General features: G+C 63.1%; 14 protein-coding genes. 8 read left to right on the plus strand and 6 right to left on the minus strand.

What is annotated here, in order from left to right; genetic code table 11:
- From tnpA to dnaN, 5 genes are all read right to left on the minus strand, one after another.
- The coding region (gene tnpA, locus WG908_RS14865) for an IS66-like element accessory protein TnpA (RefSeq protein ID WP_340187296.1) at positions 1-450 on the minus strand (450 nt) is incomplete at its 3' end.
- A gap of 497 nt (positions 451-947) precedes the next feature.
- Positions 948-1,445, minus strand: a complete 498-nt coding sequence (locus tag WG908_RS14870) for an ImmA/IrrE family metallo-endopeptidase (RefSeq protein WP_340187297.1) — start codon at positions 1,443-1,445, stop codon at positions 948-950.
- Position 1,446: 1 nt separating this feature from the next.
- On the minus strand, positions 1,447-1,839 hold the full coding sequence (locus tag WG908_RS14875) for a hypothetical protein (RefSeq protein ID WP_340187298.1): 393 nt from the start codon (positions 1,837-1,839) through the stop codon (positions 1,447-1,449).
- Positions 1,840-2,165: 326 nt separating this feature from the next.
- Positions 2,166-4,784: an EAL domain-containing protein gene (locus WG908_RS14880; RefSeq protein WP_340187299.1), complete on the minus strand. Its 2,619-nt coding sequence runs from the start codon at positions 4,782-4,784 to the stop codon at positions 2,166-2,168.
- A 104-nt stretch (positions 4,785-4,888) separates the two neighbouring features.
- Positions 4,889-6,001, minus strand: a complete 1,113-nt coding sequence (gene dnaN / locus WG908_RS14885) for a DNA polymerase III subunit beta (RefSeq protein ID WP_340187300.1) — start codon at positions 5,999-6,001, stop codon at positions 4,889-4,891.
- A 161-nt stretch (positions 6,002-6,162) separates the two neighbouring features.
- Between dnaN and WG908_RS14890 the strand changes: the two genes are divergently transcribed.
- From WG908_RS14890 to WG908_RS14905, 4 genes are all read left to right on the plus strand, one after another.
- Positions 6,163-6,642, plus strand: a complete 480-nt coding sequence (locus WG908_RS14890; protein ID WP_340187301.1) for a hypothetical protein — start codon at positions 6,163-6,165, stop codon at positions 6,640-6,642.
- Positions 6,643-6,765: 123 nt separating this feature from the next.
- Entirely contained in the window at positions 6,766-7,479 is a 714-nt protein-coding gene (locus tag WG908_RS14895; protein ID WP_340187302.1) for an NYN domain-containing protein, read from the plus strand.
- 3 nt (positions 7,480-7,482) lie between these two features.
- The gene (rlmN, locus tag WG908_RS14900; RefSeq protein ID WP_340187303.1) at positions 7,483-8,727 is read left to right on the plus strand and encodes a dual-specificity RNA methyltransferase RlmN; all 1,245 of its coding nucleotides are present in this window, start codon (positions 7,483-7,485) and stop codon (positions 8,725-8,727) included.
- A 5-nt stretch (positions 8,728-8,732) separates the two neighbouring features.
- Positions 8,733-9,152, plus strand: a complete 420-nt coding sequence (locus WG908_RS14905) for a hypothetical protein (RefSeq protein WP_340187304.1) — start codon at positions 8,733-8,735, stop codon at positions 9,150-9,152.
- 59 nt (positions 9,153-9,211) lie between these two features.
- Here the strand turns inward: WG908_RS14905 and WG908_RS14910 are convergent, their stop codons facing one another.
- On the minus strand, positions 9,212-9,718 hold the full coding sequence (locus tag WG908_RS14910; RefSeq protein WP_340187305.1) for an outer membrane protein: 507 nt from the start codon (positions 9,716-9,718) through the stop codon (positions 9,212-9,214).
- A gap of 286 nt (positions 9,719-10,004) precedes the next feature.
- On the opposite strand from WG908_RS14910, the gene WG908_RS14915 reads away from it, so the two are divergent.
- The 4 genes from WG908_RS14915 to WG908_RS14930 all read left to right on the plus strand — a co-directional run bounded on the left by WG908_RS14915 (position 10,005) and on the right by WG908_RS14930 (position 13,161).
- Positions 10,005-10,709 (plus strand): cytochrome b/b6 domain-containing protein, encoded by a 705-nt coding sequence (locus WG908_RS14915; RefSeq protein WP_340187306.1) that lies wholly within the window; start codon positions 10,005-10,007, stop codon positions 10,707-10,709.
- A complete protein-coding gene (locus WG908_RS14920; RefSeq protein ID WP_340187307.1) occupies positions 10,706-11,458 on the plus strand; it encodes a molybdopterin-dependent oxidoreductase in 753 nt (250 codons plus the stop codon). Before WG908_RS14915 ends, WG908_RS14920 begins: the two co-directional genes overlap by 4 nt.
- Before the next feature lie 24 nt (positions 11,459-11,482).
- On the plus strand, positions 11,483-12,733 hold the full coding sequence (locus tag WG908_RS14925) for a class I SAM-dependent methyltransferase (protein ID WP_340187308.1): 1,251 nt from the start codon (positions 11,483-11,485) through the stop codon (positions 12,731-12,733).
- 110 nt (positions 12,734-12,843) lie between these two features.
- Positions 12,844-13,161, plus strand: a complete 318-nt coding sequence (locus WG908_RS14930) for a hypothetical protein (protein ID WP_340187309.1) — start codon at positions 12,844-12,846, stop codon at positions 13,159-13,161.
- Positions 13,162-13,177: the final 16 nt, after the last annotated feature.

Consider the following 13,177-nt stretch of genomic DNA (forward strand, 5'->3'; position numbering starts at 1 on the left):
AGCACGCGGAATGTGGTCGGCACGACGTCGAGCCGCTCGGATATCCGCACCGCGTGCGATCCTCACTGCCACGCCGTCGATCTCCAGTTCTACCGCGCTCGGAGACGATCCCCGCCGCCGGCGTGGCCGCTTGGCGACCGGCGTTGCTTCGGGCGAAGGCCGTTGTTCAATCACCGCGGGAACGAAGAGAGGCGCCGGGGCCGATGAAACCGGCAGCGTCACCCCCCGGGCCTCCATCTCCTTGCGCAACTCCCGGCGCCAGGTGAACAACTGCGAGGGACAGATCCCATGCCGGCGAGCAACGGCGCTGATGGTCTCCTGGCCCGAATAGCTCTCAGCTACGATCGAGACCTTCACCTCTGGCGGCCAATCACGGCGCTTGCCTGCGCCGGTGAAAACCTCGAACCGCTGAACAACGCTAGTGCCAGCATCATCACATGACATCGTCATAGCACCAGCGACCTCCGCCCGACCAAGGACGGCAAGACTCCGCGCTCCAGATCACGGCCGCAAGGTGGGGCTCAAGCTCCGCTTACGCTCGATGTGATATTTTATGTCGCTGTCCTGATCCTATCGGAACGGTACAGTGAAGAGCCGACGATGCGAAAGAGCGGATTGATCCGCCTTGTCGCATGGGCGGGCCGATGTAGGACAGCCCATTGTGCGAGGGCGTCGATGCGATGCACAGGCAGCGCGCGAAGGCTTTGCCGATGAGCGAAGTAGCCACGAGCCTCCTTCAAGCGAACTGACCTGAAGCGACTATTTGTTGGTCACTCCGTTAGATCATCGGCATTCCTGAAACCTGCCACTGATTTAGATGGTGTTCTAGCCGCAACTGCCAAAACGCAGCCCCGCGATGATGACTAGGTCACAGGGTAGGCGTTTCGGTAGCTTCATGGCTGTCCCCTCTCGTTATTCCGAGAAGGGAGGCACCACATGCGAGGCTATTAGGCAGGCTGTTTCGTCTCGTACGGAACGCCGAGCTGGATCGACATAGTGCTTTTAGACACGTCGAAATGCCTCGCCAGCGCCTCTACCGTATTGAGTCCGCTGTCCGTAGCTTCCCGAATAAGGTGCCAAGGCATTAAAATGTCGGCAGCCATGCGGTTTGCTTGCGCCTCAACAGCGTTACTCATGTTGCTTCGATACATCGCATCGTCGGTGATCCCGTCGCCAATTAGGCTGCGGTGGAGAGCGAAATGAGCGATCTCATGGGCGATGCTAAAGCGCCGACGCACGCGAGGGTGCTTATCGTTCACGTAGATCGCGTAACCACTAGAGCCGCCGCGTTCTTCATCTTTGCGGATCATCGCGGAGATATTGTCCGGCCAGTTGCCGACTTTGTAGACCTTGATGCCAAGCGCCTCTGCAATGTCTATTGTCTGGACCGGCGCGCTCTTTTGGTGAGCGGAGATGATACGGTCTGCTTCGACTATGCCGCCCATGTCATTCTCCTTTCTCTTCCTCGGTAAGCTCAGTGACAGCCAAAGGTTCTACCGGAGCTTGCGTCACTCCATCTGTTCCCTCTTTGTCCTTCTTGGACATATGGAGGGCGAAGGCCGCAGTTGCAACCTCATCTGCCTTTCGCATCGCGGCGTCTTTAATTGCTTGGTAGCCTACAAAACCAGCAAAAGCGAGACCAAAGCTAACCATCGCGACAACTAGACTTAGGATGTCTAGCTGAATTGCAATGACGTCGATTCCGCTCTTTATTTCGCTTCCGTCCGCTGTCGGGGTGAAGGCGCTAGAACGCCACGCTGTCCAAAACATGACCGTCGTGACCGTCATAAAAATAAGCGCGACAATACCGAGTGCGCGCCAGAAATAAGTCCACCCCATCCCTATTCCCCTTCGCTCCTGAGAATAGGGCGTCCCCGTCAATGGATCAACGGCCGGAACATCTACATGCGTCAAGGGGATAAGGGGAAATAATTTATATCGCGCCGCGTCAGCTATTGCAGGTCATTTCCCTAAAAACCGCCCTTCCGCCACCCACCCCCTTGCGTCGACCCGCAGGCGGCGGCGTGGCGATAGGTGGATTGCCGATTGCGCGGGGATGACGAGGTTTGGTTGGTCGGCAGACCGCCCGCCAACCGCCCTTTTGTCGTGTCGGCATTCGTTGGCAGAGCGGTCCTCGCGCGCCGTCCCTGGTCCGCCGCCTGTCGTCAGGACGCAATCGCCTTTGGCATGGTCACGCCGCGCAGTTGGGCGAGGTCGACGGCGGTGGCGAATTCGATGCCCATGCGGTCCTCATGCGACCAGCGCGCGGTGGCGTTGACGGTCAGGTTGTCGGCAAATTCGATTGCGAACAATGTGTCGGGCGGCACGTTCCACAAGCCTTCGATCAGCGCGCCGGTGGCCGAGATATTGCGGACCCGGCCGGTATAGGCGTGCCCGTCATGATGCACCGTGATGGTGCGCAGCATCGTCTTGCGTTCGGGGCGGCTGGATTGAAAGCCCTGCGGCTTGGCGGCGATGCCGTGGCTGCGCTGGGCGATCATCACCTCGTCGGCGGGCATCGGCCGGCCATAGACATAGCCCTGGATATGGCTGCACCCAAGCTGGCGAATGAGGTTCAGTTCGTCATGCGTTTCCGCGCCCTCGGCGGTGGTGTCCATGCCCAGCGCTTCGGCCAGGCTGACGATCGCCTTGATGATCGCGCTGTTGCGGCTGCCCTTGATCGCGGCGCCGCGCACGAAGCTCTGGTCGATCTTGATCTTGTCGAACGGCGCCTTTTTCAGATAGCCGAGCGAGGAATAGCCGGTGCCGAAATCGTCGAGCGCCAGCCGCACGCCCAGCGCCTTGAGGCGCGCGAACATGGCGTCGGTGCCGTCATCGTCGTTGAGGAACACGCTTTCGGTGATTTCCAGTTCCAGCCGGCCGGCGGCGAGCTGTGCGCCGGCGAGCGCGCTCATCACCGTCGCCGGGAAGGCGGGATTGGCGAACTGTATCGGCGAGACGTTGACCGCGACGCGCACATCTTCATGCCATTGCGCGGCGTCGCGGCAGGCCGTGCGCATCACCCATTCGCCGATCTGGGCGATGAGGCCGCTTTCCTCGGCAATCGGAATGAACAGCGTCGGCGAGATCGGCCCACGCTTGGGGTGGGTCCAGCGCAGCAGCGCTTCATAGCCGGTGATCATCTCGGTCCTGGAACTGACCACAGGCTGATAGCACAGGTGCAGTCCGCCGGCGACCAGCGCGCGGCGCAGATCCTCCTCAAGCTGACGGCGATCTTCGGCGTCGGCATGCATTTCGGCGGAATAGAAGCGATGGACGCCGCGTCCGTCACCCTTGGCTGCGTACAGGGCGAGATCGGCGTTGCGGATCAGCGCGTCGGCGGTCACGCCATCGTGCGGGCAGGCTGAAATGCCGACCGACACGCCGATCACCACCGGGCTGCCCTCGATGGAATAGGGTTGCGACAGGGTGGCGATGATCGTTTGCGCCAGTTGCCCGATCAGGCCCTTGTCCACGCGGCCGGGCAGAATCACCTTGAATTCGTCGCCGCCCTGACGGCCCACGAGGCCAAGTTCGCCGACCACCCGCTGAAGCCGCTGGCTGACCTGTCGCAACAGCGCATCGCCCGCGGGGTGGCCCAGCGTATCGTTGACCGTCTTGAACCGGTCGAGATCCAGCATCATCAGCGTGCATTCGCCCGGTTGCCCGCGCGTGCCGGCGACCGCCTGTTCCAGCGAGCGGAGCATCTGCACGCGATTGGCAAGGCCGGTAAGCGAATCATATTGGGCAAGGCGGGTGACTTCGGCCTGGCTGCGGCGCATTTCCGTCAGGTCGGTGCCGCTGCCGCGAAAGCCGTAAAATTGTCCATAGTCGTTGAATACCGGCTGGCCCGAAATCGACCACCATCGTTCCTCTTTCGACATCGCCGCGCGCACGGGAATGTCCGAAAAGCCGGTGCGGGCCGACAGGTGAAAGCCGAGCGTGCGCTCGCCGTCCCCCTGCTGGCGGTCGCCGGGGCAGATGAGGTCGGTGATCGGACGGCCGGTCAACTTGTCCGCCTTTGCCCCCAGCGATCCGATCAGCGTATCGGAAATATAGACGAGGCAGCCATTGCGGTCGGTTTCCCAGAACCATCCGCGCCCGGACTGTTCATATTCGTACAATAGCCGGTCGGCACGCTGGCTGCGCAGATCTTCCTCATGCTGTTTGATCGCGCGGTCGCGGTCGATCGTCGCCTGGCGCAGCGTCGCGATGGCCATCACCAGCATGCAGCAGAGGAACAGCCCGGCCTGGGTCAAGCCGGGACGCTCGATGGTGGCGACCAGCAGCGCGCCGAGGCAATAGACCAGGCCTGGCAGGCGACGGTCGCCGAAAATGCATACCGCCAGCAGCGCCACGGCCACTTCAGGCGCGAGCGCCAGCAGCGTTTCGCCACCGGAAAGGATGCGCGGGCCGCGCATCCACAGGCTGAACAGCGCGCCGGAAGCAAGCAGCAGCGGCAACATCGCCCATGTCTGAACATGCGCCTTGAGCCCCCGAAAGATGGCGCGGCGAGGCAGCAGGATGATGGCGATGTCGACTGTAATCAGTGCGAGCGCGAGCGCGATTCGGCCGCCGCTCGACACCAGGAGCGGCATAGCGACGAGCAGGCTGACGCAGATCTTGGCGAGCAGCACCAGCGGCCAGAGCGCGCCGATGGTCCGGAAACCGGCGGCGATCCAGTTGGCGATGGCCTCCGTGCCGCTGTCAACCAATCCCAGGCACCCAGCGACGCCGGCGGGCCGAGGATCCTTCACCCGCAAATTTGTTCTGATCGACGACATGGGCGCAAATTGCGCGACAAGCGTTGAAATATGATTACGAACAGCCTTGCCCAAACGCCCGATTTCGGTCCATTTCGGACCGGGATGCGTGACGCCGGCTCGGACTAGACGCGCATCGGCATCAGGACATAGAGGGCCGAGCTGCGGTCATTTTCCCGGATCAGCGTCGGCGCGGCGGCGTCGGCCAGATGCAGTTCCACCAGATCGCCGTCGATCTGCCCCAATATGTCGAGCAGGTAGCGCGCGTTGAAGCCGATATCGAAGCCTTCGCCGGTGAAATCGCCAGGCACTTCTTCGGCAGCGGTGCCGTTTTCGGGGCTGGTCACCGACAGCGTGATCTTGTCGCGATCCAGCCCCATCTTGACCGCGCGGGTCTTTTCGGTGGCGATGGTGGCGACGCGGTCGACCCCCTCCTCGAAGCTGCGCGGATCGATCCTGAGCAGCTTGTCGTTCCCGGTCGGGATCACGCGGCTGTAATCGGGAAAGGTGCCGTCGATCAGCTTGCTGGTCAGGATCGCGCTGCCAAGGCCGAACCGGATCTTGCTCGCCGACAGGGTGATACCCACCGATCCGTCGACCTCGTCCAACAGCTTGCGCAGTTCGGCGATGCATTTGCGCGGCACGATGATGCCCGGCATGCCGTCGGCGCCATCGGGGCGCGGCACGGTGACGCGGGCGAGCCGATGGCCGTCGGTCGCCGCTGCCTTGAGCACCGGAGCGCCATCGTCGGACACATGGAAATAGATGCCGTTGAGATAATAGCGGGTCTCTTCGGTCGAGATCGCAAAGCGGGTCTTGTCGATGATCTGCTTGAGCGTTTCGGCGGGCAGTTCGAAACTGGTGGGCAGATCGCCCTCGGCGATCACCGGGAAATCGTCGCGCGGCAGGGTCGACAGGTTGAAGCGTGCGCGGCCCGCCTGGATCAGCATCTTGCCCTCGGCCGCCTGCAGCGACACCTGGCTGCCTTCGGGCAGCTTGCGCGCGATGTCGAACAGGGTGTGCGCCGACATGGTGGTCGCGCCGGGCTGTTCGACCTGCGCCGACACGCTTTCGACGATCTGGAGGTCAAGGTCGGTCGCCATCAGTTTGAGCGCACCGTCGGACGACGCCTCGATCAGCACGTTGGACAGGATGGGGATGGTATTGCGCCGCTCGACCACCGACTGGACGTGGCTCAGGCACTTGAGGAGCGTCGCGCGTTCGATGGTGGCCTTCATGTCCCTGATCGTCCGTTTCTATTCTGCTGCCCCGAATGGCGCGAACGGCCGAATCCGGGCGATAGTGATGGTTGTTCTACATAGCCGCTGTGACGCCTTGGGCAAGCATTGGTCATGGGGGCGCTTGCAAATGCGGCCCATATCGGCTTTTGCCGGGAGATATGAAAGGTTTCGCCCTGCTGCTCCTGCTCGCCGCCACCCCGGCGCAGGCGCGCGATTCGCTTGGCGTGTTCGAGCGCTGGGGCGCGTTTCGCGATGCCGGCGGGCCGCGCTGCTACGCCATCGCCCAGCCGGTGTCGCGTTCGGGCGCGCGCGGCTTCGCCACCATCGCCCACTGGCCGCGCCAGCGCATCCGTGGCCAGGTGCATTTCCGCCTGAGCCGGGCGCGCGCGGCGGACGCGGCCGTCACGCTCAATGTCGGCGACCGCCGCTTCACCCTGGTCGCGGGCGCAACCGACGCCTGGGCCGCCGACGCGCGCGCCGATGCGGCGATCGTCGCGGCGATCCGGTCGGGCACCAGCATGAGCGTGCAAACCATCGACCGCGCGGGGCGCGCCTTTGCCGACAGCTATACGCTGCGCGGCGCGGCAACGGCGATCGACGCGGCGGCGCTGGGATGCGCGCGGGGCCTTGAACCTTGACTTTTGGCGAGACAATCGGTATCCAAAAGCAATCCCGTCCCCGGCATGCCGTCTTGAGGCGCTCGCGAGAGCAGACATCAACTCAAGGCCGCTCCCGGGGACAACTTTTTAAGCGAACTCGATATGCCTACCGCGATTGTCGTCGATGGCGCTTTCTTTATCAGGCGCTTTCGATCCTGCTTCCCTAATCTCGATTCCAATGATCCAAAGGATATCGCCTGGGGTCTAACATATTTGGCAGGCTGGCATATCGCTCTCAAGAGCGGAGCGGAATTACCGGGCCAGCATCTGGAGCCTAAGGATTTTCATCCCGAAGAAACTGACCAACTCTACCGTGTTTTTTTCTATGATTGCGCTCCATTGACCAAAAAGGTCCATCGGCCGGTTTCCAAACGTTCGCTTGATCTGTCGAAAACTGAGACCGCCCTGTTTCGAATCGCAGTCCATGAGCATCTTACAACCGTTCGGAAAGTGGCTTTGCGACTTGGTCGCCTCAACGATGATTTTATCTGGCGACCGAAACCGGAAGCCATGAAAAAATGGCTGGCGGATGCGGCAAAGTTTGAACCAGAAGACGCAGATTTTGAACTGGATGTCGTCCAGAAGGGTGTAGACATGCGGCTTGGCTTGGATGTCGCCTCCATGGCTTTCAAACGACAAGTTACGCAAATCATCCTCGTCGCCGCTGACGCCGATTTCGTTCCGGCGGTAAAACTCGCGAGACGGGAGGGCATCGACATAGTCCTAGATCCAATGGGCGGCAGTGCTGCCCATGATCTTCTGTTACATGTCGATGGCATCCGTCATTGCCGGTTTGCCGGGCAGAAAGAGGCTTAATCGATGCAGATTCCCGGACATATCGACCCGGTGCCCGTGCCGCGCGCCGTGACGCCGCGCGACGATGGGCGCGTGGACCTGATGGGGCTTTCGCGCCCGCAGATGAAGACGGTGCTCGAAGAGGCGGGACTGGACGGCAAGCAGGCCAAGCTGCGCTCCAAGCAGGTGTTCCACTGGCTCTATCATCGCGGCGAGACCGACTTTGGCGCGATGACCGACCTTGCCAAGCCGATGCGCGGCTGGATGGCCGAACGCTTCGTTGTCGGCCGGCCGCAGGTCGTCGAAGCGCAGGTTTCGACGGACGGCACGCGCAAATGGCTGCTGCGGTCGGACGACGGGCAGGATTATGAGATGGTGTTCATCCCCGACGCCGACCGGGGGACGCTGTGCGTTTCCAGCCAGGTGGGATGCACGCTCAACTGCCGGTTCTGCCACACCGGCACGATGCGGCTGGTGCGCAACCTGACGCCGGGCGAGATCGTCGGACAGGTCATGCTGGCGCGCGATGCGCTGGGCGAGTGGCCCAAGGGCAACATGGCCGCCGCCAACGACATCGATCCCGACGAGGACGAGGACGCGCCTCAATATTCGCCCGACGGCCGGATGCTGACCAATATCGTGATGATGGGCATGGGTGAGCCGCTCTATAATTTCGAACATGTGCGCGACGCGTTGAAGCTGGTGATGGACGGCGACGGCCTGGCGCTGAGCAAGCGGCGGATCACGCTGTCCACCAGCGGCGTCGTGCCGATGATGGCGCGCGCGGCCGAGGAGATCGGCGTCAACCTGGCGGTGTCGCTCCATGCCGTGACCAAGGAGGTGCGCGACGAACTGGTGCCACTCAACCGCAAATATGGCATCGAGGAACTGCTCCAGGCCTGCGCCGACTATCCCAAGGCCAACAACGCGCGGCGCATCACGTTCGAATATGTGATGCTCAGGGACAAGAATGACAGCGATGCCGATGCGCGCGAACTGGTGCGCCTGATCAAGCAGTATAAGTTGCCGGCCAAGGTCAATCTGATCCCGTTCAATCCCTGGCCGGGGTCCGATTATGAATGTTCGACGCCCGAACGCATCCGCGCGTTCAGCAGCATCGTGTTCCAGGGCGGCATTTCCGCGCCGGTCCGCACCCCGCGCGGACGCGACATCATGGCGGCGTGCGGACAGCTCAAGTCGGCGTCCGAAAAGAAGAGCCGCGCCGACCTGGACCGGCTGGCGGCGGAAAAACAGGCGGCGCTCGGCTGACAACCATGACCGATGCCCAGATCGCGCGGCTGGCGAGAGGCTTTTGCGATTGCACGCTGCCCAAGCAGGAATGGACCCATGGCGCGCATTTCGCGACGGCGCTGTGGCTGATCCTGAACCGGCCAGAAGTGGTGGCGGAGCGCGACATGCCCGGCATGATCCGCCGCTATAACGAGAGCGTGGGCGGCGTGAATGACGATCATGGCGGCTATCATGAAACGATCACCCTCGCCTCGCTGCGTATGACCCGCGACCTGCTGGCGGGACTGGGCACCGATGCGACGCCCGCAGGCGCCTTTGCCGCGCTGATACGCTCGCCGCTGGGGAACAAGGACTGGCCGCTGGCCTATTGGACGCCCGCCCGGCTATATTCGGTCGAAGCGCGGCGAAGCTGGGTGGAACCCGATATCGCGCCGCTGCCGTGACCGACAAAAAAGGGCGGCCGTCGCGGGCCGCCCTTTCCCATGTCCGTCGATCCGAAAGATCAGAAGCGGAAGCCGACGCCAACGACAGCCGCATCGCGGCCGCCGACGCCATCTTCATATTCGGTGCGCTGATATTCAGCCGAAACATAGCTGTTGCCGGTCACGGCAAATTCCACGCCGCCGCCAAAGCGCACGCCTTCAAAGTTGAGGTTGGTGCCGGCGAATTCGAAACGGGTATCGGCATAGCCGACCTTGGCGAAGCCCAGGAACCGGGGGTTGACGATATAGCCCAGGCGCACGGAAGCGGCCAGATCGCGGCTGACGTCGACGCCGGCGTCTTCGATGGAAGAATCGCCGAACGAGACTTCGGGGCCGAAGGTCAGGTTGGGGGTCACGGCGATGTCGTAGCCGGCGGTCACGCCGTAGCTGAAGCCATCTTCGCCAAAGAGCTTGTCATAGCCCATGGTCACGCCGGCGCGGGGGCCGGTGAACGGCGCAGCGTCCTGCGCGATGGCGGGAGCGGAAATGGCGGCAGCAGCAATCGCTGCGAAAATCACAGTTTTCATAAGTTCCTCATGGTATATTTGGCGTCCGGCTAATATCCAGCCGGAACTCTTCCTACGATTATCAAGGGCTGACGATACGAATTTTCATTATATTCTATAAATCGCATCGCGGCCGCCAGGCGACCAGGGTTTTTGACTATCCGCACCTTGGGTGGCGCGGCTGGTTGCTTATGCGCACCGATCCTGTCTGTCAAATGAATGAAAACCGGTTTTTGAACGGGTGATGCAACCATGCTACACCCCCCCGGTCATCGGCTGTGTCAGCCTTGCCAGGAGCGAAAACGCGATGCCCGACCGGATCGTCAAGCGCCATCGGTTGCCCACCCGCCTGTGGCACTGGATCAACGCGCTGTTGCTCTATGTGCTGTTCACCAGCGGCCTTGGAATCTTCAACGCCCACCCGCGCCTTTATTGGGGCCATCATGGTGCGAATCTCGATGCGGCCTGGCTGGAACTGGATCGGTTTCCCGGCTGGCTGACCCTGCCGGCGCAGTACAGCCTGGCGATGTCGCGCCACTGGCACCTTGCCGCCGCGCCGCTCCTCGCCTTCGCGCTGCTGTTCTATATGGGCTGGAGCCTGTTCGCCGGGCATCTGGCGCGCGACCTGGCATTTCGCCAAGGCGACCTGACGCCCCGCCATGTCTGGCAGGATATCAGGGATCATGCACGGCTGCGCTTTCCCACCGGCGACGCGGCGCTGCGCTATAATGTGCTGCAAAAGGCGAGCTATGTCGGGGTGATCTTCGCGGCTCTCCCGGCGCTGATCCTGTCGGGGCTGACGATGTCGCCGGGGATGAACGCGGCCTGGCCATGGCTGGTCGACCTGTTCGGTGGGCGCCAGTCGGCGCGCTCGATCCATTTCATTGCCGCGTTCGCACTTGCCGCCTTCTTCATCGTCCATATGGCGATGGTGCTGCTGGCGGGGCCGGTCAACGAAGTGCGGTCGATGATCACCGGCCGCTATCGCGTGCCGGCGGAGAAACGGCCATGACCGCGCAACTGACCCGCCGCGCGCTGATCCTGGGCGCGGGCGCGACCCTTGCCGGATGCGACGCGATCGCCCGCAACGCGCATGTTCGCGAGGCGCTGTTTTCGGCGGAGAATTTCCATCGCTGGTCGCAGCGCGCGCTGTCCGACCGGCAGGCGCTGGCACGCGAGTTCCGCCCCGACCAGCTTTCGCCGATCTTTCGCGCCAATGGCACCGCCAATCCCAACACCGACGCCTACAAGGCGATCTGGCGCACCGGCTTTGCCGACTGGCGGCTCAAGGTCGGGGGGCTGGTCGAGCGGCCGCTGTCGCTCTCGCTGGCGCAACTGCACGCGCTGCCCCACCGCGAGCAGATCACCCGCCATGACTGCGTCGAGGGGTGGAGCGCGATCGGCAAGTGGCGGGGCGTGCCGCTGTCGCTGGTCCTGCGCGCCGCGCGGCTGCGCGACCGGGCGCGCTACATCGTCTTTCGCTGCGCCGACGATATGGGCGGCGGGCGCTTCTATTATGAAAGCATCGACCTGATCGACGCTTTCCACCCCCAGACCATCCTGGCGTTCGCGCTCAACGACAGGGCGCTCAGCGTCGCCAACGGCGCGCCGCTGCGCTTGCGAGTCGAACGGCAGCTGGGTTACAAACATGCCAAATATCTGATGGAAATCCATGCCGTCGACACGCTGGCCGGGATCGGCCAGGGCAAGGGCGGCTTTTGGGAAGACCATGCCGGTTACGATTGGTATGCAGGGATTTGACTATGATGGAGCAGCCCGGCGCGCATGTGGATATTTGAAAAAGCGTTGCGCCGCATGGTGCGCACCGGACGGCTGACCCTGGTCTATCATGACGGCAAGATACGCGAGTTCGGCGTGGCGACGCCGGACCGGCCGCATATGACGATCAGGCTGCACGACCGCAGGGTGCCGATGGCGATCGTGCGCGATCCCCGGCTGGGCCTGGCCGAAGCCTATATGGATGGCCGCGTCACCATCGAGGGCGGCGACATCATGGATTTCGTCACCTTCATGCGGCACGACCATCCATGGGAATGGACCGGCGACCGGCCCAGGAAGGACAAGGGCAGGCATGCGCTGGCGCGGCGCACCGTGTCGCTGACCGGATGGCTGATCAAGGCCAATGATCGCCGCCGGTCGCGGGCCAATGTCGCGCACCATTACGACCTGTCGGGCGCGCTGTACGACCTGTTCCTGGACAAGGACCGCCAATATAGCTGCGCCTACTGGCCCGAAGCGAGCGGCGGCGGCATCACGCTGGAACAGGCGCAGGAGGACAAGAAGGCGCATATCGCCGCCAAGCTGGCGCTCAAGCCCGGACAGCGGGTGCTGGACATCGGCTGCGGCTGGGGCGGCATGGCGCTGTACCTACACCGCACCTGCGGCGTCGACGTGACCGGCATCACCCTGTCGGAGGAACAGCTCAAGGTCGCGCGGGCGCGGGCGCGCGAGGCCGGGGTCCAGCAGCATGTCCGGTTCGAACTGATCGATTATCGCGACATGACGGGGCCGTTCGACCGGATCGTGTCGGTCGGCATGTTCGAACATGTCGGCACGCCGCATTATGCCGAGTTTTTCCGCCTGTGCCACAATCTGCTGGCGCCCGACGGCGTGATGTTGCTGCATACGATCGGCCGTATGGGACCGCCGGGACGCACCGACGCCTTTACCGACAAATATATCTTTCCCGGCGGCTATATCCCGGCGCTCAGCGAAATCGTGCGGTCAAGCGAAGCCAACAAGCTGATGATCACCGATCTGGAAACGCTGCGCCTGCATTATGCGCTGACGCTGCGCGAATGGTACAAGCGCACGGTGGCGCATCGCGCCGAGATCGAAGCGATGTACGACCCCCGCTTCTACCGGATGTGGACATTCTATCTGGCCGGGGCGACGGCCGCGTTCGAGACCGGCGGCATGGTCAATTACCAGATCCAGTTCTCCCGCAATCGCCATGCCCTGCCCATCACCCGCGATTATATGCACCAGGCCGAAGCCGCGTTGCGCGGGGCGTAAACGGGCTTAACGATAGATTACCGCGCCATTCCTGACCGGTTCAGTCGCACTGGCGCATTGTCCTTTTCCTCCCGTCGTGCGCGGCGGGTGTTTGATAAGGAGAGACGGTGATGAACATCTTGTGGAAGGGCATCGCGGCGGTAACGCTGGCCGCGGCCAGCCTGGGCGCGGCGACGGTGCCGGCGCAGGCGCAATATTATGGCGATCGCGACGGGTGGCGCGGCGATCGCGACGGGCGCGACGGGCGCGATTGGCGGCGCGACAATCGTCGCTGGGACAATCGCCGCCATTGGCGCGGCCATGACCGGCGCTACTGGAATCGCGGCTATGCCCGCCCCAATCGCTACGTCTATCGGCAGCGGTGCTGGACCGAATTGCAGTATCGGCCCTATTATGACCACACCGTCCGCGTGCGCGTGTGCCGATGATGCATGACGGGCCGCC

This window comes from Sphingobium anseongense, assembly GCF_037725245.1.
Classification (GTDB): domain Bacteria; phylum Pseudomonadota; class Alphaproteobacteria; order Sphingomonadales; family Sphingomonadaceae; genus Sphingobium.

Excerpts from the sequence above, each read along its gene's own strand:
- WG908_RS14870 (WP_340187297.1), bottom strand. The coding sequence starts at position 1,445 with ATGGGCGGCATAGTCGAAGCAGACCGTATCATCTCCGCTCACCAAAAG.
- WG908_RS14875 (WP_340187298.1), bottom strand. The coding sequence starts at position 1,839 with ATGGGGTGGACTTATTTCTGGCGCGCACTCGGTATTGTCGCGCTTATT.
- WG908_RS14880 (WP_340187299.1), bottom strand. The coding sequence starts at position 4,784 with ATGTCGTCGATCAGAACAAATTTGCGGGTGAAGGATCCTCGGCCCGCC.
- dnaN (WP_340187300.1), bottom strand. The coding sequence starts at position 6,001 with ATGAAGGCCACCATCGAACGCGCGACGCTCCTCAAGTGCCTGAGCCAC.
- WG908_RS14890 (WP_340187301.1), top strand. The coding sequence starts at position 6,163 with ATGAAAGGTTTCGCCCTGCTGCTCCTGCTCGCCGCCACCCCGGCGCAG.
- WG908_RS14895 (WP_340187302.1), top strand. The coding sequence starts at position 6,766 with ATGCCTACCGCGATTGTCGTCGATGGCGCTTTCTTTATCAGGCGCTTT.
- rlmN (WP_340187303.1), top strand. The coding sequence starts at position 7,483 with ATGCAGATTCCCGGACATATCGACCCGGTGCCCGTGCCGCGCGCCGTG.
- WG908_RS14905 (WP_340187304.1), top strand. The coding sequence starts at position 8,733 with ATGACCGATGCCCAGATCGCGCGGCTGGCGAGAGGCTTTTGCGATTGC.
- WG908_RS14910 (WP_340187305.1), bottom strand. The coding sequence starts at position 9,718 with ATGAAAACTGTGATTTTCGCAGCGATTGCTGCTGCCGCCATTTCCGCT.
- WG908_RS14915 (WP_340187306.1), top strand. The coding sequence starts at position 10,005 with ATGCCCGACCGGATCGTCAAGCGCCATCGGTTGCCCACCCGCCTGTGG.
- WG908_RS14920 (WP_340187307.1), top strand. The coding sequence starts at position 10,706 with ATGACCGCGCAACTGACCCGCCGCGCGCTGATCCTGGGCGCGGGCGCG.
- WG908_RS14925 (WP_340187308.1), top strand. The coding sequence starts at position 11,483 with ATGTGGATATTTGAAAAAGCGTTGCGCCGCATGGTGCGCACCGGACGG.
- WG908_RS14930 (WP_340187309.1), top strand. The coding sequence starts at position 12,844 with ATGAACATCTTGTGGAAGGGCATCGCGGCGGTAACGCTGGCCGCGGCC.